Here is a 19,491-nt window from a genome sequence, read left to right on the forward strand (position 1 = left end):
GTGGCCAGCCTTGGAGAGCTCGCCGCCCGCGTGGCCAGCCTTGGAGAGCTCGCCGCCCGCGTGACCGGCCTCGGAAAGCTTGCCGCCCGCCTGACCAGCCTCGGAAAGGGGGTCGGCCGCCGGGGCGGTCACGTCCACGATGCGGTCGGCGGCGGCGAGCAGTGCCGGGCGGTGAGCCACCACGAGGACGGCCGAGCCTGCGGCCGCGGCCGCGCGCAGGCGGGCGATGACCAGGCCCTCGGTTTCGGGGTCGAGGTGGGCGGTGGGCTCGTCGAGCAGGAGGGTGGCGGGGGAGGCGGCTTTCTGCAGGATGGCGGCCAGCGCCAGGCGGTGGCGTTGGCCGGCCGAGACGCCGGAGCCGTGTTCGCCCAACGGGGTGTCGGGGGAGAGGGCGAGACCCACGGCGGCCAGGGCGGCCTCGGCGCCGCCGGTCGGGAACAGGTCGGCCACGGTGCGGGCGTGCGGCAGGGTGGGGCGCTGCGGGAGGTAGAGCGGGTCGATCACGGCGAACTCTCCGGCCGTGGCGGGGTGCAGGCCGGCCAGCACGCGCAGTGCGGTGGTCTTGCCGGCGCCGGACGGGCCGCGCAGAGCGACGATCTCGCCGGGTGCGACGGTCAGCGCGGGCAAGGCGAGGGCGTCGACGGTCGCGCCGAGATAGCGGGCACGCAACCGCGACGCGGCCACCCCGACGCGACCGCCCGCCGTGGCACCCGCGCGGCCGGGCCAGAAGTCGTCCACCGCGGATCCGGTGCGGTCGGGGCAGGTGCGGTCGGGGCAGGTGCGGTCGGGGCAGGTGCTGTCGGTCGTGGATTCGGTGTGGCCGGGGTGGGCGCCGTCGGCCGTGGATTTGGTGTGGCCGGGGTAGGTGCTGTCGGTCGTGGATTTGGTGTGGCCGGGGTAGGTGCCGTCGGATGTGGATTCGGCGCGGCCGAGGTTGGGGTGGCGCGGTGCAGTGGACTGGTGCGGCGTCGACGGAACGGGTGGCAGGGTGAGGGCCTCGTCGATGTCGTCGATGGCGGCCGTGGCGTCGGTGGCGGCGTGGTAGCGGGCGGCCATCTCGCGAAGCGGCCGGTATGCCTCGGGCGCCAGCAGGATCACCAGCAGCGCCGTCGCCAGCGGCAGGTGACCGGCCGCCACCCGCAGGCCGGCCTCGACGGCGATCAGGCCGACCGAGAGGGTGCCGACCAGGTCGAGGGCGGTCGACGAGAGGAAGGCGACCCGGAGCACCCGCAAGGTGGCCGAGCGGTGCTGGTCGGTCAGGTCGGCGATGACCCTCGTCTGGCGGGTGGCCCGGCCGAAGACCCGCAGGGTGGGCAGGCCCCGCACCACGTCGAGGAAGTGGCCGGCCAGGCGGGCGTCGGCCTGCCGGCGTTCGCGGGCCCGGGCCGCGGTCGCCCAGCCGATCAGCGCGCCCAGCAGCGGGATCAGCGGGAGCGTCGCGAGAGCGATCAGGGCCGAGGACGGGTCGGCGACGGCCATCACGAGGATGACCAGCGGCGGCAGCGCCACGCCCAGGATCAGGGCGGGCAGGTAACCCGAGAACCACGGGCGCAGGGCGGCCAGACCCGAGGTCAGCACGGCGGTGAGGCGGCCGGACCCGAACGAGGCGACCCAGCCGGGACCGCGCCGGGGGAGGACGGCCAGGAGGCGGCGGCGGAGTTCGTCGGTCACCCGGGCCGCCGTGCGCACGGCCACGACCTGCTCGGCCCAGGAAAGCAGCGCCCGGACGGCATAGGCGGCGGCCAGCACGACGAGGGCGCCGCGATGCGACAGGGCGAGGGGGCCGGGGACTGCGGCTCGGGGCCCCGCCAGCAGGGCGGTCAGGGCAATCGCCAGCAAGACGGTGGCGGCGGCCTGCCCGGCGCCGACCAGGGTGAGCAGCGCTAGTCCGGAGCGGCTGGACCGGGCGTGCCGGAGCAGCCGAGGGTCGAGCGGCGCCCGGGTCATGAGGGCACCCGCTCGCTGGCGACTCGGCGGCGGAAGACGAAGTATGAATACGCCTGGTAGGCCAGCACGCCCGGCAGGATCACCGCGCCGAACGCGGTGAGCAGGGAAAGGGCCGATGGGGTGGCGGCGGCCGCGGTGCGGGTGAGGGACCAGGACGCGTCGAGGGTGCTGGGCAGGACGACCGAGCCGTGGGCCAGCAGCACCGCGACGACCGAGCCGGCCACGCCCAGGCAGGTCAGCGCGAAGGCCGGCGCCTCGCGACCCTGCCGGGCCAGCATGCCGGCGGCCAGCGACACGGCCGCGGCGGCCAGCACCAGGCGGGAGCCCGTCGCGAAGCCCGCGACGACCAGCGCCACGGCACCGCCCGTGCCCAGCCGGCGGGCCAGGGTGCGGGCCCGGCGGCGGACCGGGCCGCTGGTGCGCAACGCCAGGAACGTCGTGCCCAGCAGCAGGGCGGCGAGCAGGGCGGCACCCGCGCCGAGCAGGGACTGCCAGGTGAGGATCGGGGACAGGCTGCGGCCGAGGCCGGAGCCGCGGACCGAGCCGTCGGGGCCGAGCGCCAGGCCCCGGACGAAGGCGGCCAGCAGCGCCCCCCACAGCGCGACGATTGCGGCCGAGCTCACGGCCAAGAACGCGTCGCAGCGGCGCCGCCAGCGCGGGCCGTCGCCCTTGCCGCGGAACTCCAGGGCCACGCCGCGGACGGCCAGCAACAGCAGCAGCGCGGCGACCGGGAGGTAGAGACCGGAGAGCAGGGCGGCATACCAGGCCGGGAAGGCGGCGAAGGTGACGCCGATCGCGGCGACCAGCCACACCTCGTTCCCGTCCCAGAACGGGCCGATGGTGCGCACCGCGGCGCCGCGCTCGTGGTCGTCGCGGCCGAGCAGCGGGCCGAGCAGGCCGACGCCGAAGTCGAAGCCCTCGAGGACGAAGAACAGCACCCAGGCGAGCACGACGATCGAGAACCAGAAGGTGATCACGACGAGGCTCCTCAGTAGACGGGTGCTGGTTCGGGCGATTTATCCGGCACTTCGGCGGGTGGTGAGAGCGGCTGCCGGGCCAGATGCCGGATCAGCCGGAACCAGACGACCGCCACCGCCCCGTAGACCAGGGCGAATCCGGCCAGCGAGGCGATCACCTCGGCGCTGGTCAGGCCGGGGGAGATGCCGTCCGCGACCTTGGTGAGTCCGAAGGCGATCCAGGGCTGCCGGGCCGTTTCGGTGAAGATCCAGCCGAGCGTGTTCGCCGCCGCCGGCAACACCGGGATCAGCGGCAGCCAGCGAGTGAGCCGGCGGGGAGCGTCGGCACCCTTGCGCGTACGCCACAGGTAGAACGCCGCGATCGCGGCCGCCAGCATGCCCGCCCCGATCATGAGGCGGAAGGTCCAGAACGCGACGGGAATCATCGGCACGTAGCTGCCCGGCCCGTACTGGGCGGAGTATTGCGCCTGGAGGTCGTCGATGCCCTGCACGGTGGCCGTCGGCGAGCCCTTGGCCAGGATCGACAGCAACCACGGGACGTCGAGGGAGAATGACGGCAGCGGCTTGCCGATCGTGAAGACGGAGAACGGCGCGCCCCGGGTGGTCGAGTAGAGCGCTTCCGCGGCGGCCATCTTCATCGGCTGCACCGAGGTGATCACCTTGCCCAGGTGGTCGCCGGTCAGCGCGGTCGCCGCCCCGCCGGCCAGCATCATCCACGCCCCGAGCCGGGCGAGCGTGCGGTGCGCCGGCTCGGCCGCCATCCGCCGGACCGCGATCGCCAGCAGCAGCGCGCCACCGATCATCGCCGCGCCCGACAGGGTGTGCGGGAAGGCGGCCAGGTTCACCTTGTTCAGCAGCAGGTCGGTGAAGGAGGTGAGGCGCGCTCGGCCGGTGACCGGGTCCATCTCGTACGCAATCGGGTTTTGCATGAAGCTGTTGGCGGCCAGGATGATGAACGCCGACAGGATCGTGCCCAGCGAGACGATCACGATGGTCGCCGCGTGCGCGACCCGCGGCAGCCTGTCCCACCCGAAATACCACAGCGCGAGGAACGTCGCCTCGAGGAAGAACGCGAGCATCCCCTCGATGGCGAGGGTCGGGCCGAAGACGTCGCCGTAGAACTTGGCGAACGCGCTCCACCCCATGCCGAACTGGAACTCCTGGACCAGGCCGGTGACCACGCCGACGGCGAACGTGACGATCAGCAGCTTGCCGACGAACCTGGTCAGGTCGCGCCACTTGTCGTCGCGGGTGCGCAGCCAGGTGATCTCCAGGCCGGCCGCGACCGCCGCCAGGCTGATCGACAGCGGCACGAAGAAGTAGTGGTAGATCGTCACGACCGCGAACTGCAGCCTGGTCAGGTCAAGCACGTCCATCTGACAAGTCCCCCCATCTACGACGGCTCGTAGTAGATACTACGCCGTGTAGTACGACGCCGTGCAGTAGGATGGCGAGGTGGCGCTGGGAGACCTGGAACGCGAGATCATGACCGTTCTCTGGGAGGCATACCTCCCGATGACGGTGCGCGAGGTGCACCAGGAACTGGCCCGCGAGCGTCACCGTGATCTCGCCTATACGACCGTGATGACCGTGCTCGACCGGCTCGCCAAGAAAAGCGTCGTCCGGCAGATCAAGGACGGCCGGGCCTACCGGTACGCGCCGGTGCAGTCCCGGGCCGAGATGACCGCCGCCCTGATGATGGACGCGCTCAGCGGCACCCCCGACCGGGACGCCGCGCTCGCCCACTTCGTCGGCCAGCTCCCGCCCGAGGCCTTGCAGTCCGCCCTCGAAGCGATCCAGTCCCCGCCCGAGGCGCGGCAATCCGCGCTCGAGGCGATCCCGTCCCCGCCCGAGGCGCGGCAATCCGGGCTCGAGGCGATCCAGTCCCCGCCCGAGGCGCGGCAATCCGCGCTCGAAGCGATGCAGCCGGACCGGTGACCGCCCTCCTGCTCGGCGCGCTCGGGCTGACCCTGTCGCTGATCGTGCCCGGCCCGCTCGCCCGGGCCGCCTGGCCCCAGCGGGCGCCCGCCGCCGCCGTGCTGCTCTGGCAGTCGATCACCCTGGCCGCCGTGCTCTCCGCGCTCGGCGTGGTGCTCGCCGCGCCCGAGGAGCTGACCCGCGCGGCCGGCTCGGGCAAGCCGGTCGCCGCCGCCGCGCTGATCGGCGCGCTCGCCGTGGCCGCCGTCATCGTGCTGCGCCTGCTCGTCTCCCTCTGGGGCGTGTCCCGGCGGTCCCGGGCCCGCCGCGAGCGGCACCGGCTGCTGGTCGATCTGCTCGACCGCGCCGAGCAGCGGCAAGAACTGGGCGCCGGCAACGTCCGGGTGCTGGCGGGCAACCTCCCGCTGGCCTACTGCGTGCCCGGCCGGCAGGCCCGGGTCGTGCTCAGCGACGGCGCGCTGCGCCTGCTCGACCGGGAGCAGGTCGACGCGGTCCTCGCGCACGAGCAGACCCACCTGCGCCATCGGCACGAGGTGGTGATGGAGTCGTTCACGGCCTTCTATCGCGCGGTCCCGGCGCCACTGCGCAGCCGGGTGCCGCTGGACGCCGTACACCTGCTGCTGGAGATGGTGGCCGACGATGCCGCCAGCAAACGCACCGGCCCGGCGCCGCTGCGCGGCGCCCTCGAACGCCTGACCGACGCCGTGCCCCTGGCGGAGGAAATTGCGCCGGAACGGGATTCACGTCGCCGCCGGACGGACCGGCTGGCGGCGCCGCGGCGGCCGTCCCGGGCCCTCGAAGCGGCCGTCGTGGCGGTGGCCCTGGCCCTGCTGGTGCTACCCACGGTGATTCTCGTGGTGCCCTGGCTCGACCAAGCCCTGGCAGTTTGGCCACTTTGACTACTTTGGGTAGCGGTCGCAGTGCAGGAAGTTTCCTGGCCGTGGCAGCTTCAGTTCTCCCGTAGATCCGGACTATGGTGGTCCCCGGTCCGGCAGCCCCCCATCGTCCATCCGGATGATCTGCCGGAGCACCGCCTAATCGCCGTCCGCGGCGAACCGGGGACCCGAGTAGTCGGGGTGAAGCCGCAGTTGCCTGCGGCCGGGCGCGCTTCCCGCTCGAACCCGTCAGCTAACCCGGTCGGCGGCTTGACGGAAGAAGGGAAAACGCACCTAACGTGAAACGGATTGGGGCGCGCCGCGCCGCAGTTCTGCGCAGCATCGTCTGCGCCGTCGCCGCGGCCGGGCTCGTTCTCACCGGGCCGTCCGTAGCGCATGCAACGCCCTCGCAGAGCTCCATCGAGGCACAGATCGACAAGCAGTGGAACCAGCTCGAGCCGGTCATCGAGGAATACAACGACGTACACGGCAAGCTGCTGAAGAACCAGGCTCAGCTGAAGAAGCTCACGTCGCAGATCGGCCCGCTCCAGCTCCAGGTGGATGTCGCTCTTTCGCAGGTTCGTAGCATGGCCGTCGACGCGTACATGCAGGGCGCGCCGAACGCGTTCAGTGCCATGCTGATGAGTGGCTCACCCACCGGGCTGACCGACAAACTCATGTACCTCGACCAGCTCTCGCGTCATCAGCAGGACCAGATCGCGGGTGTCGCCAAGCTGCGCGACAAGTACGCCGGGATGAAGTCCGACCTGGACACGCTGACCCAGTCCATCGCCGCTCGCGATGCGCAACTGTCGCAGCAGAAGAACGCGATCCAGAAGAAGATCGACGCCCTGCAGAAGCTCCGGATCCAGGCGTACGGGGCGAACGGCGGCGACGACGGGAACTACCGGCTCGGGGCCTGCCCCGCGACGTACACCCCGGACAAGGGCAACCGTGCGGCCCAGAAGGCCTGCTCGCTCATCGGCAAGCCGTACGTCTTCGGTGACGACGGGCCGGGCGCGTACGACTGCTCGGGTCTGACCAAGGCGGCGTGGGCGACCGTAGGCGTGACGCTCGACCACTACACCAAGGATCAGTACGCCGAGACGAAGTCGATCTCGCGGGCCGAGTTGCAACCGGGTGACCTGGTCTTCTTCTTCCCGCCCACCCTGCATCACGTCGGCATCTACGTCGGCAACGGTTTCGTGGTGCACGCGCCGCACACGGGCGACCACGTGCGGATGGCGATCATGGACAAGGTCGGCACGATCGCCGGGTTCCGGCGACCAGGCTGATCCTGCACGCCATGGCAAAGGGCCGCCGGCGGCAACCGGCGGCCCTTTCCGTACCCGTGGCGGATCAGCCCTCGACGCGGTGCGACGTCCAGAACGAGGTGAGGCTGGTCGAGCCGGCCGCGGCCTGCGCGGCGGCCTTGAAGTCGGCGACCGTGGAGATCCCGTACCAGTGGCTCGCCGCGTACGACTTCATCAGGTTGGCCATCGCGGTCGTGCCGATCAGCCGGCGCAGATCGTGCAGCGTGCACTTGCCGTACCCGTAGACGACGGTGCTGTAGCGCGAGGAGTGCGCGTCCCAGTAGGCCATCGAGTCGGTCAGCTTCTCGGCCGAGGACTGCCAGGTGATCCCGCACCCGGAGCCGGTCTTGCCGAAGTACAGGTCGGTCATGTAGTCGGTGAAGCCCTCGTCGAGCCACGGCGTGGTGTACTCGTCGTCGCCCACGATCCCGTAGAACCACTGGTGGGCGAGCTCGTGCGCGAGCGCCGTCGAGCTGACCACGTCGAGCACGAAGCCGGGGTACTCCATCCCGCCGAACCAGTAGCCGTTGTCCAGCACCACGTCGGCCTCGCCGTACGGGTAGGCGCCGAGCCGGCCGGCGTGCGCGTCCAGCGCGGCCTTGGCGGTGCTCAGCATCGAGGTGGCGCTCGAGGTGCTGATCGAGCTGACCGAGTAGACGTTCACCGCGACACCACCTGCGGTGGTGCCGGAAATCTTGCGGAAGGGTCCGGCGGCCCAGGCGAACTCACGCACCTGCTTTCCCGACGCCGTGGTGACCGTACGCCCGCTCGTGCCGGCCCGATCGACAGAGGTCCCGGTCGCGGGCACCGAGATGCCGCTCGGGTGGTCCAGGCTGACCGTGTAGTCCGAGGCGAGGGCGTAGAACGACTCGCCGTTGTTGGTGTACGGGTCGAGGTGCCAGCCGGCCGCGTCCCGCACCGCCAGCACGGGGATCGCGTTGCCGATGAAGTAGTAGCTGCCGTCGTGCCCGAACCGGTCGATGCCGGCGGTCACCGTGATCGACACGTCGAAGCCGACGCTGCCGCTCGCGCCCTGGGCCAGCGGCGCGGGCAGGGTGATCTTCAGGGCCGTGCAGGCCACCTCGAGCGCGCCGGCGGTACCGCCGGTGACGTTGCTGACCTTGATCGGCAGGGTGCTGCAGGTGCCGTGCCAGTTGTCCCAGAGCCGCAGGTAGACCTCGGTGAGCGGGACCGCCGAGGCGTTGCTGAACGAGATGGACTCGTGCCCGGTCCAGACTCCGCCGGTGGCGTCGCCGGTCAGGCTGATCGTGTACGCCGGGGTCGCCGGGGTACGGGTGGCGTCGGTGGCCGCGAGCGCCGGGGTGGCCGGCACGGCGATACTCGCGGTGATCGCGAGCAGTACCGCCAGTGTTCGTCGAATCATTCGACGAGCATGAATGCCTCGCTACATCTTGGACAACGGGGGAAACCCTTGCCCTAGGTGATGGTCGTAGAGCTTGCGCAGCAGGTCGGTCAACTGGTCGCGTTCCTGCTGGTTCAGCGGTTCGAGGAGTTCCTCCTGGATGACCTGCACCTGCCGGCTCAGTTGCGCGTAGCGCTCGCGGCCCGGGTCGGTGATCGAGATGATGTTGCGGCGCCGATCGTCGGGGTTCGGCCTGCGCCGGATGTATCCGGACTTTTGCATCTCGTTCAGGGCGGCGACCAGATCGCTGAGGTGAATGCTGGTCCGCCGGCCGAGCTCGGCCTGACTCATCGGACCCCAGCGGAGCAGCGCCTTCAGCAGCCGGTAGTGATAGCCGCGGGCGCCGACCTGGATGAACCGCTCACCGACCATCCGCGAGGCGTGGGCGGCGGTCTGGGTCAGCAGCCAGCTCGGCAGATCTTCCTCCATGTGGCAACCGTAACATTAGTCGTCCGAACGTTTGCGAATCTAACGTTCGGGAACCTAACGTTCGGGATATGAACGAATTCCGTATGCATGTCCCACAAGCCGACCTCGACGACTTGCACGACCGGCTCGCCCGCACCCGCTGGCCCGACGAGCTGCCCGACGCCGGCTGGGACTACGGCATCCCGCTCGACCGGGTGCGGCAGCTCACCGCCGCCTGGCAGCAGCTGGACTGGCGCGCCCACGAGGCGCGGCTCAACGCGTACCCGCAGTTCACGACGACGATCGACGGGGAGAACGTCTACTTCTTGCACGTCCGCTCGGCCGATCCGGCGGCCCTCCCGTTGATCCTGACCCACGGCTGGCCCGGCTCGGTGGTCGAGTTCCTCGACCTGATCCCGCTGCTCAGCGAGCACTTCCACCTCGTGATTCCGGCGATCCCCGGCTTCGGCTTCTCCGGGCCCACCCGGTCCCGCGGCTGGGGCCAGCAGCGGGTCGCGCAGGCGTGGGCGACCCTGATGGCAACGCTGGGCTACGACCGGTACGGCGCGCAGGGCGGCGACTGGGGCTCCGGCATCTCCCGGCTGCTCGCCGCCGCCGCGCCGGAGCACGTCGTCGGCGTACACATCAACTTCATGCCCACCGGCGGAACCTACGACGGCCCGCTCAGCCCCCAGGACCGGGAGCGGCTGGCCAGGACCATGAAGCTGGCCGCCAACCGGCACCCGCACCAGATCCTCTTCGCGGCCGCACCGCAGACCATCGCGTACGCCTTCACCGACTCCCCGGTCGGGCAGATGGCGTTCCTGGCCGAGAAGTTCAAGCTCTGGGCCGACCCGGCCACGCCGGTGCCGGACGAGGTGATCCTGACCGACGTCATGCACTACTGGATCACCGGCACCGGCGGCTCGTCGTCGCGCCTGGTCCGGGAGAGCGGCCTGACGAGCGGCCCGATCCCGTGCCCGGTCCCGCTCGGGGTCGCGGTGCTGCCGCACGACATCGTCCAGCCGGTCCGGCCCCTGGTCGACCTGCGGCACGACGTCCGGCGGTGGACCGAGTTCCCGGCCGGTGGGCACTTCGCCGCCCTCGAGGTCCCGCAGCTGCTGGCGGCGGACATCACCGCCTTCTTCGGCGGGCTGGGGGCACGGGCATAATTCGGTGTCATGAGCGACTCGCCCCTCATCGACAGCCTGACCGCGGCCGTCGAGGCCCGGCCCGACGACCTGACGCTGCGGCTGCACCTCGCCGAGCTGCTGGTCGGGGCCGGGCGCGGTGCCGAGGCGATCGGGCACGCGGCCCAGGTCCTGGCCCGGGAGCCGGGCAACGAGACCGCCCAGCGGCTGATGAGCACGGCCCTCGGCGGCCCGGCCCCGGCGGCGGCAGGACCGGCGACAGCCGCGCCATCCGAAGAGCCATCCACCGTTGACTGGGCCGCCATGGAGCAGGAGCTCGGCGACATCGTGCCGCCGCGGTTCGCCAAGGCCGACGACGAGCCCGACCCGGTCCAGGGCCACGCCGACCGCACCTTCGACGTCGAACGCTCCACGATCACCCTCGCCGACGTGGGCGGCATGCAGGAGGTCAAGAAGCGCCTCGAGGTCTCCTTCCTGGGGCCACTGCGAAACCCCAAATTGCGTACGTTGTTCGGCAAGTCCCTCCGCGGCGGCCTGCTGCTCTACGGCCCGCCCGGCTGCGGCAAGACCTTCCTCGCCCGCGCGGTGGCCGGCGAGATGGGCGCCGCGTTCATCTCGCTCTCGATCACCGATGTGCTGAACATGTGGGTCGGCAGCTCCGAGCGCAACCTGCACGACCTGTTCCAGTCGGCCCGCGGCCACGCGCCCTGCGTGCTGTTCCTCGACGAGATCGACGCGCTCGGCCACAAGCGCAGCCAGCTCAACTCGTCCTCGATGCGGACCGTGGTCAACCAGCTGCTGACCGAGCTGGACGGCGTGGACGGCAACAACGACGGCGTCTTCGTGCTGGCCGCGACCAACGCCCCGTGGGACATCGACGCCGCGCTGCGCCGCCCCGGCCGCCTCGACCGGACCCTGCTGGTGCTCCCGCCCGACCGGGCCGCCCGGGCCGCGATCCTGGAATACCACCTGCGCGACCGCCCGGTCGCCGGGATCGACCTGGGTCAGGTAGCCGACGCCACCGAGCACTACTCCGGCGCCGACCTCGCGCACGTCTGCGAGACCGCGGCCGAGTTCGCGATGCGCGACTCGATCGCCACCGGCGAGATCCGGATGATCTCCCAGGCCGACATGCTCGGCGCCACCCGCGAGGTGCGGCCGTCGACCGACGGGTGGTTCGGCACCGCCCGCAACGTGGCGATGTTCGCCAACGAGTCGGGAGAGTACGACGAGCTGGCCGCGTACCTCAAGAAGCGCAAGATCCGATGAGATGACGGCCGACGACGCCTACCGGCGGGCCCAGCGGCTGGCCGAGGCCGGCCGGTACGAGGAGGCGGAACGGGCCACCCGCGAGGGGCTGGCCGGCGCGCCGGGGGACGCCCGGCTGCTCACCCTGCTCGCCTGGGTGCTGCGGCTGCGCCGGGACTACGCCGCCGCCCTCGCCGCGGGCGACCACGCGGTCGCGGCCGCACCGCACCTGGCCGACGCGCACGCCGAACGGGCCGAGAGCCTGATCGTGCTGCTCCGCTCGGCCGAGGCGGTCGCCGCCGCCGAGGAGGCCGTCCGGCTCGCCCCGGTCGACGCCTCCGCCCACCTGGTGCTGGCCCGCGCGCTGACCGCCGCCCGCGCGCACGACCGCGCACGGGCCGCCGCCGCGCACGGCCTCGCCCTCGACCCGCGCTCGGTCGACGGCCTGCTCACCGTCGCCGACGTGGAACGGCAGGCCGGCCGGCGGGACGCCGCGCTGGCCGCCACGCACGCCGCGCTCGCGATCGACCCGGCGAACTCGTACGGCCGGTGGCTGATCGCCGTGCTGGACGCCGAGCGGCTGCGGGTCCGCCGCTCGATGCGCGGCCTGCGCGACGTCGCCCGGGACAATCCGGCCGCCCCCGACCTGATCGCGATGACCTGGCCGATCCGCGGTGTGCTCAGCGGGCTGCGCCGGGGACTGGCCGTGGGCGCCACGCTGGTCTGCGTGCTGCTGATTGCCGGCCACTGGTGGCCGCAGGCCGGCGGGTTCGCCCGGATCGTCTCCGCCGTGCTTGCCGCGGTGCTGACCGGTTTCGCCGCCCGGGTGCTGCTGCCCGCGGGCCGGCTGCCGTGGCGGTGCCTGCCGCTGCTGCCCGCCCTGATGCGCCGGGCCGCGGTGGCCGGGCTGGTCACGGTCGCCGTCGCGGTGGCGCTGCTGGTCGTGCACGTGGCCACCGGCTGGGCGGTCGCGGCCGTCCTGGCGCTGGCCCTGGCGCCGGTGCTGTGGGCGTACAGCATGATCGAAGCTCTCGGCGCCGGCCTGGACGACCCGGGTGCCCGGCAGGCCCTGCTCGGCGTCTTCGACGAGTTCCGGGACTGGTGGACGACCACGAAGCGCGACCTGCGGGACGCCTGGAAATGACCGCCCTCGACTGGCCGGGCTGCCGGAACGCGCGTGACGTCGGCGGATTGCCCACGGTGGACGGCCTGGTGGTGCGGGCGGCGGCGCTCTACCGCAGCGACGGGCTCTTCCGGCTGAGCGAGGCGGGGGTGGCGGCGGTGCGGGCGGCCGCGCTCGCCCGGATCGTCGACCTGCGGTGGCAGTACGAGGTCGAGAGCGACCCGGGCCCGTTCGCCGGCGACGCCAACTACCGGCACGTGCCGATGCTCGAGGACGTGCTCGGCTACGAGGTGCGGCACGACACGTACGGCCCGATGCTCGACCACAACCGCAGCCGCATCGCCGACGCCTTCCGAGCCCTGGCCTCCGCGCCCGAGCAGGGTGCGGTCGTGGTGCACTGCCACGGCGGCCGGGACCGGACCGGGGTGCTGGTGGCGCTGGCGCTCTCGGTCACCGGGGTGCCCGCCGCCGAGATCGTGGACGACTACGGTCGCTCGCCGGACGGGCTGCCGATCACGATGACCAACACGCTCGCCCATCTGGACGAGCGGTACGGCGGCGCCGAGCCCTACCTGCGCCGCATCGGTATCGCCGCGAGCGAGATCGCGGCGGTCCGGCGGCGCCTGGTCGGCCGCCCGAAACAATTCGGGTAAAAGGCTCAGTTCGCCGCCGCGGATGCCGATCTGACCTTCGGGAGCCGAATGCGCTCCTTCGGTCGGCTGACGCGCGAAAGGGCAGACACGTGCGGCGGTTCTCCATCGGCGCCCGGCTCTTCGGAGCCTTCGCCGTGGTCCTGGCGCTGCTGCTCGGCGTCGCGGCCGTGGCCTTCGCCACCATCGTCGACCAGCGCGAGTCCGCCGAGCAGGTGCGCCGGCTCGAGGTCGCCACCCGGCAGGCGGAAGAGATCAAGACGCACGCCGCCACCCTCAACGGCTGGCAGACCGGCTTCATCAACGACATCTACCGGCTCGGCGCCGCCCGCGCGCTCGGTGGGGACTCGGTCGCGTACAAGGCGTGGCAGCAGGAGCGGGACAAGTTCCAGCAGTTCCTCACCGGACTGCCCGCCGACGTGTTCACCGGCGCCGAGCAGGAGACGCTGCAGCGCATCAACAGCGAGCTGGCCAACTATGTCCAGGTCAACGACAAGCTGGTCGGGATGTACCAGCCCGGCACCACGCAGGCGCTGTGGAACGCCGACCAGGTCGCCATGTACGACAGCTGGAACAGCTACTACCGCATCATGGTGGCGGCCCAGCAGCTCGCCGCCTCGGTCGACAAGCACAGCGTCACCGCGGTCAACGACTCGGCCGCCTCCGCCACCCGGGCGCAGTGGGTGATCGGCATCGCCACCGGGCTGGCCCTGCTGCTCGGCGCGATCTCCGCGTACGTGGTGACCCGCAGCATCGTCCGGCCGGTCGGCGTCGCGCGGGACGCCCTGCGCCGGGTCGCCGAGCGCGACCTCACCGTCGAGCCGGCCGACCACGGCCGGGACGAGATCGCCCAGATGTCCGCCGCGCTGGGCCAGGCGGTCTCCGCCGTCCGGGCGGTCGTCTCCGACGTCGGCGCGCAGGCCGACGCGCTGGCCCGGACCGCCGCGGAGCTGGATTCCGTCTCCGGCGCCCTGGGCAGGGCCGTCGACGACACCTCGCATCAGGCCGACCTGGTGGCCGGGGCCGCGGAGGACGTGAACGGCAACGTCGACTCGATGGCGGCCGGCTCCGCGGAGATGGGCGCCTCGATCGAGGAGATCGCCCGCAACGCGAACGACGCCGCCGCGGTGGCCGCCCAGGCGGTGGCCGCCGCCGAAACCGCGAACCAGACCGTCGCCAGCCTGGGCTCCTCGTCCGCGGCCATCGGCGACGCGGTCCGCCTGATCACCACCATCGCCAGCCAGACCAACCTGCTCGCGCTGAACGCCACCATCGAGGCGGCCCGCGCCGGCGAGCTGGGCAAGGGCTTCGCGGTCGTCGCCGGAGAGGTCAAGGACCTGGCCCAGGAGAGCGCCCGCGCCGCCGAGGAGATCGAGGAGCTGGTCAAGGCGATCCGGGTGGACACCGACGCCGCGGCCACCGCGATCGGGGACATCGGCGGGGTCATCGGCCGGATCAGCGACTACCAGAACAGCATCGCCGGCGCGGTGGAGGAGCAGACCGCCACCACCGGCGAGATGGGCCGCGGCGCGGTCGCCGCCTCCAGCGGTACCGCCGCCATCGCCGAGAACATCCGGGCCGTCGCCGCCGCGACGGCGGCCACCTCGAACGAGCTCACCCGGTCCCGGCAGGCCGCGGCCGAGCTCAACCGCATGTCCACCACCTTGCGCGATGCCGTCGGGCAGTTCCACTACTGAGGATGCTGATGATGCGCCGGAGGATCGTCGCGGTCGTGCTCACGGTCGCTCTCGCCGCCCTCTCCGGGTGTGCCAACCCGGTCACCGTCACCACCACCGCGCTGACCGGGCTGGGCAGCGAGCGGGTCCATGTCGGGATCGCGTACGACAGCGCCGGTCGCGGCGACAAGAGCTTCAACGACGCGGCGGGCGCCGGTCTGGACCGGGCCAAGAAGGAGCTGCTGATCGAGGCCACCGAGGTCACGGCGCAGGCGGAGACCGACGAGGGCCGCGCGGCGAGCCTGCGGCAGCTGGTGGCGGCCGGCAGCAACCCGGTCATCGCGGTCGGCTTCCTCTACGCGGGCGCGATCGGCACCGTGTCCAAGGAGTTCCCGAACGTCCTCTTCGCGATCATCGACGACGCGTCGGTGACCGCCGGCAACGTCGTGTCGCTGCTGTTCGCCGAGGAGGAGGGCTCGTACCTGGTCGGGGTGGCCGCCGCGCTGGCCTCCAAGGCCGACCACATCGGCTTCATCGGCGGCGTCGAGGTGCCGCTGATCAAGAAGTTCGAGGCGGGCTACCGGGCCGGTGCCGAAAGCGTCGACAGCAGCATCAAGGTCGACGTCACCTACCTGACCAAGCCGCCGGACTTCAGCGGCTTCAGCTCCCCGGACAAGGGCCGGGCGGCGGCGAAGAAGCTGCTCGCCGGGGGCGCCGACGTGGTCTATTCCGCCGCGGGCGGGTCCGGCTCGGGCTCCTTCGAGGCGGTCGGCGCACAGCCGGGAGCGTGGGCCATCGGCGTCGACTCCGACCAGTACCTGACCGCACCGCCCGCGGTGCAGCCGCGGATCCTGACGTCCATGCTCAAGCGGGTTGACAACGCGGTCTTCCAGGAGATCCAGGCCTTCATCAAGGGCGACCGCTCGGGCGGCGTGAAGCGGTACGACCTCAAGGTCGACGGCGTGGGTTACGCGACCTCGAACTCGGCGATCGCGAAGTACCGGCCGCAGATCGAGAAGGCCCGGTACGCCATCCTGAGCGGCACGGTGCACGTGCCGTCGAGCTGAGCCTCCTCCTGCGGCCAGTCGGGCGCGCCCGCGAGCCGTCCCCCGTTCTGTTTCGACGGGAATGAAGACAAAGTGCCTGGTCAAGACCATCTTTTCGGGTTTGAACCATAGCCCGGCGCTGCCCGTATCCGAGTCTGCGTGGCCGGTTTCGGGTCACGCCCGCCCGGGCGCTCTCCCGGTGCCGGAGGCAGGCAAGGTAGGGGAGTGTTCCTATGCGGACACGCAGGTACGGGCGGCGGACTTGGAGCAACCGGCGGATCGCCGGGGTCGTCTCCGCGGTCGTCGTGGTCGGGGCGGTCGCCGTCGGCACCGGGATGTCGTACGCGGGCCAGAACGCCGGCCAGGCGCAGGCCGACCCGAACCCGGACTGTTCGCTGATCGTGCCGCCGAACCCGCTCAGCGCGAAGGGCCTGGCCACACCGTACGAGCTGGTGGCCACCAACCGCCGGAAGGGCGCGTGCCACGAGGCGAACGGCAGCCAGGCGGCGTTCGTGCAGGCCGGCGTGGTCGACCCGGCCACCGGCAAGGTCTCCGTCTACAACCCGCTGGTGATCGACCGGGGCGCCCGGCCGGCGATCGCGCCGGTGCTGCCGGTGCTGCCGAAGAACGCGGTGGTCGGCATCTGGTTCGGCTTCAACGGCGAGAATCTGACCCTTCGCGACTCGCGTGGCAGCCTGCGGACCGGCGCCTGCGTCAACGGCTCCGACGACTCGATCTTCGGTCAGTTCGCGTACTGCAACGCCCCGGCGTTCTTCAGCACGGCCAACGCGGCGATCAAGGCGGGCAGGCTGAAGGTGCCGCCGCTCGGCAAGGGCAAGGACGGCCACCCCTGCCCGACCACCCGGGACTTCACGATCGTCGACCAGGACCAGAGCGACAACGTGACCAGCGCGTACCTGATCCGGGGGAGGAGGGTCGCGCAGGACACCGCCGCCAACCGGGCGAAGCTGCCGAACGCCACCGTCCAGGTCAACGGCAGCGACAACCTGCTGCTGGTGCACTTCGTCGACCAGGCCCTGGGCTGCACCCCGTTCGAGGCGCCCGACCTGGCCGACAACGGCACCCCGACCACCTCGCTGGCCCTCGACGAGCTGCAGGCCGCCGCCGACCAGGGCAGCCCGGTCGCGCTGGTCCCGCCGAACGACCCGATGGCCGAGGTGGACGGTCACTTCGATGCGGCGAAGCTCAACCTGTACCGGCAGGGCGTCGACATGCCGGTGGTCAAGCACGCCGGCGGGCTGGCCGCGCCGTACTGCCGCAGCATGGTCGACCTGGCCCCGAAGCGGCTCGCCCAGGACCGCCGGTTCACCGAGCGGGTCGAGTCGCCCGACCCGGGTGCGGCCGACAGCCTGTTCACGTTCCTGGCCCAGCGACTGAGCGCGTCGTTCGCCAATCTCGGCTGCGACCGGCTGATCGGGGGCGGTGACCCGGTCCGGCTCCGGACCCGCAACGGCGTGGTGGTCAACGCCTGGTTCGCCGGCTCGGGCCGGAACAGGGCCGACGGCGGCAAGCCCGCCGCCACAGCACCGACGGCCACGCTGACACCGACGGCCACGCTGACACCGACGGCCACGGCCACGGCCACACCGACGGCCACGGCCACACCGACGGCGACGGCCACACCGACGGCAACGGAGACTTCTGAAAGCTCCGCTCCCGACCCGACGGTGTCAGCCGCCAAGTACTGACCGGCGCTACTCGGTGGTGGACCACTTCTCCTCGATGCGGCCGTACCGCCACACCGCCAGGGCCACCGCCCAGGTCAGCACGAACAGCCCGACGATCACGAAGCCCACGTAGTTCAGGTCGAGCCCGCCGATCGCCGCCAGCGGGCCGGTCCGGATGCCGAGCTTGTCGGTGGCGATCGAGACCAGCTCGATGGTGCCGATGATCAGGGCGACCGCCACCGACAGCCCGGTGATCGTGAGGTTGTAGTAGACCTTCCGGACCGGCTTCGCGAACGCCCACCCGTACGCGAAGTTCATGAACGCCCCGTCGATCGTGTCGAGCAGGCTCATCCCGGCCGCGAACAGGACCGGCAGGGTCAGGATCGCGTACCAGGGCAGGGCGAACGCGGCCGCCCCGCCGGCCAGCACCAGCAGCGAGATCTCCGTCGCGGTGTCGAAGCCGAGGCCGAAGAGCAGGCCGATCGGGTACATCTGCCACGGCTTGGTGACCGCGCCGGTGGTGCGGGACAGAATGCGGTTGAGCAGGCCCCGGTTGTTCAGGTGCGCCTCGAGCTGCTGCTCGTCGAAGGTGCCCTGGCGCATCCGGCGGAACACCTTCCAGATGCCGACCAGCAGCACCAGGTTGATGATCCCGATGAGGTAGAGGAAGACGCCGGAGACGCTCACGCCGATCACGCCGGTGATGCGCTGCAGCGTCGAGGAGTCGCTTTCCACCTGGCCGGCCAGCGAGCGTACGCCGAGGCCGAGCAGCAGGCAGAGGACGAACACCACGCTGGAGTGCCCGAGCGAGAACCAGAACCCGACCGAGAGCGGCCGTTTCCGGGCGTCCATGAGCTTGCGGGTGGTGTTGTCGATCGCGGCGATGTGGTCGGCGTCGAAGGCGTGCCGCATGCCCAGCGTGTACGCGGTGACGCCCAGGCCCACGCCGTACACGCCGGCCGTGCCGACCTGGTAGTGCGCCGGGATGATCACGAAGAACAGCAGGCCCCAGCCCACGACGTGCAGCAGCAGGATGAACGCGCTCATCCCGCCGAGGCGGGCCCACCCCTTCGGCCCGACGGCATCGCGTACGCGGTCGCGGGTCATCATCGACGTCGCCACGATCAACCTCCTTACGCGCCAGTCTTGCTGTTGCCAAGTATTTGCAACAGCAGGCCGCGAGGGAAAGTGGCGCGCCTCACGTCCGTGGATCATTCGGTGCGGGCGGCGCTCAGGATTGGCGGCTCCACTGCATCGACAGGCCGGAGACGGCCCGCTCGGTGCGGATCTCGAGAAGATTCCCCAGGATGGTGGCCCGGTCGACGACCAGCGGCGCGTCGTCGAGCCCGTAGGTGATCCGGTCGGAGACGAACGCCGGCGTCCCCGCCGGGTGCCCGAGCAGGTCGGCGGTGATCGCGTCGAGCACCCCCGGCCGGATCACCTCGCTCGCGCGGTGCACCACGACGCCGCGCTCGGCCAGCGCCGCGTAGAGCGAGATCCCGCTGAGGTCCACGTCCTTAAGATCAAGACCGCAGATCCACGACAATTGGTGTACGGCGGGCCGCCCCGCCAGCAACCGCAGTCGTTCCAGCCGTACGACGTTCTGGCCGCTGCCGAGCTGGGCGGTGACCCAGGCCGGCGGTTTCCGGACGGCCTGCCCCAGGATCCGGGTGCTCACGGTCTGCCCCTGCGCCCGCAGATCCTCGGCGAAGCCGCGCAGCGAGTCGAGCCGGTACGCGGCCCGCGGCTCGGCGACGAACGTCCCGCGGCCGGCCTGCTGGGAGACCAGCCCCTCGTCCTCGAGCCGCTGGAGGGCCTGGCGCAGCGTCGCCAGGGTGACGCCGTAGGTGCCGCTCAGCTCCTTCTGCGGCGGCAGCGCCGACCCGGGCGCCAACTCGCCATCCCGGATCTTCGCGGCAAGGTCGGCGGCGATGGCCTGATACTTCGGCGTGCGCGGGGCGGTCAGCGAGTCCTCCCGGGATGGTCCGGCACGCGGACCGCATGGGCGACCCGCGTGCCAGACCATAA

Annotated in this window: 17 protein-coding genes and 1 riboswitch; of the genes, 10 read left to right on the plus strand and 7 right to left on the minus strand. The window is 71.7% G+C overall.

The window, feature by feature from the left end; all coding sequences use genetic code 11:
• The 3 genes from ODJ79_RS33295 to ODJ79_RS33305 form a co-directional block, all read right to left on the minus strand.
• A partial coding sequence (locus tag ODJ79_RS33295; RefSeq protein ID WP_263027607.1) for an ABC transporter transmembrane domain-containing protein occupies positions 1–1,947 on the minus strand: 1,947 nt, incomplete at its 3' end.
• The gene (gene cydB, locus ODJ79_RS33300; protein ID WP_263027608.1) at positions 1,944–2,924 is read right to left on the minus strand and encodes a cytochrome d ubiquinol oxidase subunit II; all 981 of its coding nucleotides are present in this window, start codon (positions 2,922–2,924) and stop codon (positions 1,944–1,946) included. The genes cydB and ODJ79_RS33295, both read right to left, overlap by 4 nt.
• Positions 2,925–2,935: 11 nt before the next feature.
• Positions 2,936–4,300, minus strand: coding sequence for a cytochrome ubiquinol oxidase subunit I (locus tag ODJ79_RS33305; RefSeq protein WP_263027609.1), 1,365 nt, complete (start codon positions 4,298–4,300; stop codon positions 2,936–2,938).
• Positions 4,301–4,379: 79 nt separating this feature from the next.
• Between ODJ79_RS33305 and ODJ79_RS33310 the strand changes: the two genes are divergently transcribed.
• The 3 genes from ODJ79_RS33310 to ODJ79_RS33320 all read left to right on the plus strand — a co-directional run bounded on the left by ODJ79_RS33310 (position 4,380) and on the right by ODJ79_RS33320 (position 7,032).
• Positions 4,380–4,862, plus strand: coding sequence for a BlaI/MecI/CopY family transcriptional regulator (locus tag ODJ79_RS33310; protein WP_317620721.1), 483 nt, complete (start codon positions 4,380–4,382; stop codon positions 4,860–4,862).
• Positions 4,859–5,761, plus strand: a complete 903-nt coding sequence (locus tag ODJ79_RS33315) for a M56 family metallopeptidase (protein ID WP_263027610.1) — start codon at positions 4,859–4,861, stop codon at positions 5,759–5,761. Before ODJ79_RS33310 ends, ODJ79_RS33315 begins: the two co-directional genes overlap by 4 nt.
• A 122-nt stretch (positions 5,762–5,883) precedes the next feature.
• Positions 5,884–6,019, plus strand: a riboswitch (cyclic di-AMP (ydaO/yuaA leader).
• A 17-nt stretch (positions 6,020–6,036) separates the two neighbouring features.
• A complete protein-coding gene (locus tag ODJ79_RS33320; protein ID WP_263027611.1) occupies positions 6,037–7,032 on the plus strand; it encodes an NlpC/P60 family protein in 996 nt (331 codons plus the stop codon).
• A gap of 64 nt (positions 7,033–7,096) precedes the next feature.
• On the opposite strand, the gene ODJ79_RS33325 is transcribed toward ODJ79_RS33320, so the two are convergent.
• Complete coding sequence (locus tag ODJ79_RS33325; RefSeq protein WP_263027612.1) at positions 7,097–8,434, minus strand: M1 family metallopeptidase; 1,338 nt, start codon at positions 8,432–8,434, stop codon at positions 7,097–7,099.
• A gap of 21 nt (positions 8,435–8,455) precedes the next feature.
• Positions 8,456–8,902: a MarR family winged helix-turn-helix transcriptional regulator gene (locus ODJ79_RS33330; protein ID WP_263027613.1), complete on the minus strand. Its 447-nt coding sequence runs from the start codon at positions 8,900–8,902 to the stop codon at positions 8,456–8,458.
• A gap of 68 nt (positions 8,903–8,970) precedes the next feature.
• Here ODJ79_RS33330 and ODJ79_RS33335 point away from each other — a divergent pair, with 68 nt between their 5' ends.
• From ODJ79_RS33335 to ODJ79_RS33365, 7 genes are all read left to right on the plus strand, one after another.
• A complete protein-coding gene (locus ODJ79_RS33335) occupies positions 8,971–10,053 on the plus strand; it encodes an epoxide hydrolase family protein (protein WP_263027614.1) in 1,083 nt (360 codons plus the stop codon).
• Positions 10,054–10,062: 9 nt separating this feature from the next.
• Positions 10,063–11,301 (plus strand): AAA family ATPase, encoded by a 1,239-nt coding sequence (locus ODJ79_RS33340; protein WP_263027615.1) that lies wholly within the window; start codon positions 10,063–10,065, stop codon positions 11,299–11,301.
• A gap of 1 nt (position 11,302) precedes the next feature.
• Positions 11,303–12,424 carry a tetratricopeptide repeat protein gene (locus ODJ79_RS33345; RefSeq protein WP_263027616.1) on the plus strand — a complete coding sequence of 374 codons (1,122 nt, stop codon included), beginning with the start codon at positions 11,303–11,305 and terminating at the stop codon, positions 12,422–12,424.
• Positions 12,421–13,056 carry a tyrosine-protein phosphatase gene (locus ODJ79_RS33350; RefSeq protein WP_263027617.1) on the plus strand — a complete coding sequence of 212 codons (636 nt, stop codon included), beginning with the start codon at positions 12,421–12,423 and terminating at the stop codon, positions 13,054–13,056. Before ODJ79_RS33345 ends, ODJ79_RS33350 begins: the two co-directional genes overlap by 4 nt.
• Before the next feature lie 89 nt (positions 13,057–13,145).
• Entirely contained in the window at positions 13,146–14,750 is a 1,605-nt protein-coding gene (locus ODJ79_RS33355) for a methyl-accepting chemotaxis protein (protein ID WP_263027618.1), read from the plus strand.
• Between the two features lie 11 nt (positions 14,751–14,761).
• Complete coding sequence (locus ODJ79_RS33360; protein WP_263027619.1) at positions 14,762–15,796, plus strand: BMP family protein; 1,035 nt, start codon at positions 14,762–14,764, stop codon at positions 15,794–15,796.
• Positions 15,797–16,008: 212 nt separating this feature from the next.
• Positions 16,009–17,484: a hypothetical protein gene (locus ODJ79_RS33365; RefSeq protein WP_263027620.1), complete on the plus strand. Its 1,476-nt coding sequence runs from the start codon at positions 16,009–16,011 to the stop codon at positions 17,482–17,484.
• 6 nt (positions 17,485–17,490) lie between these two features.
• On the opposite strand, the gene ODJ79_RS33370 is transcribed toward ODJ79_RS33365, so the two are convergent.
• Positions 17,491–18,585: a HoxN/HupN/NixA family nickel/cobalt transporter gene (locus ODJ79_RS33370; protein ID WP_263027621.1), complete on the minus strand. Its 1,095-nt coding sequence runs from the start codon at positions 18,583–18,585 to the stop codon at positions 17,491–17,493.
• A gap of 109 nt (positions 18,586–18,694) precedes the next feature.
• Positions 18,695–19,489, minus strand: coding sequence for a GntR family transcriptional regulator (locus ODJ79_RS33375; RefSeq protein ID WP_263027622.1), 795 nt, complete (start codon positions 19,487–19,489; stop codon positions 18,695–18,697).
• Between the last annotated feature and the right edge of the window lie 2 nt (positions 19,490–19,491).

Origin of the sequence: Actinoplanes sp. KI2 (genome assembly GCF_025630775.1) — a bacterium.
Classification (GTDB): Bacteria; Actinomycetota; Actinomycetes; order Mycobacteriales; family Micromonosporaceae; genus Actinoplanes.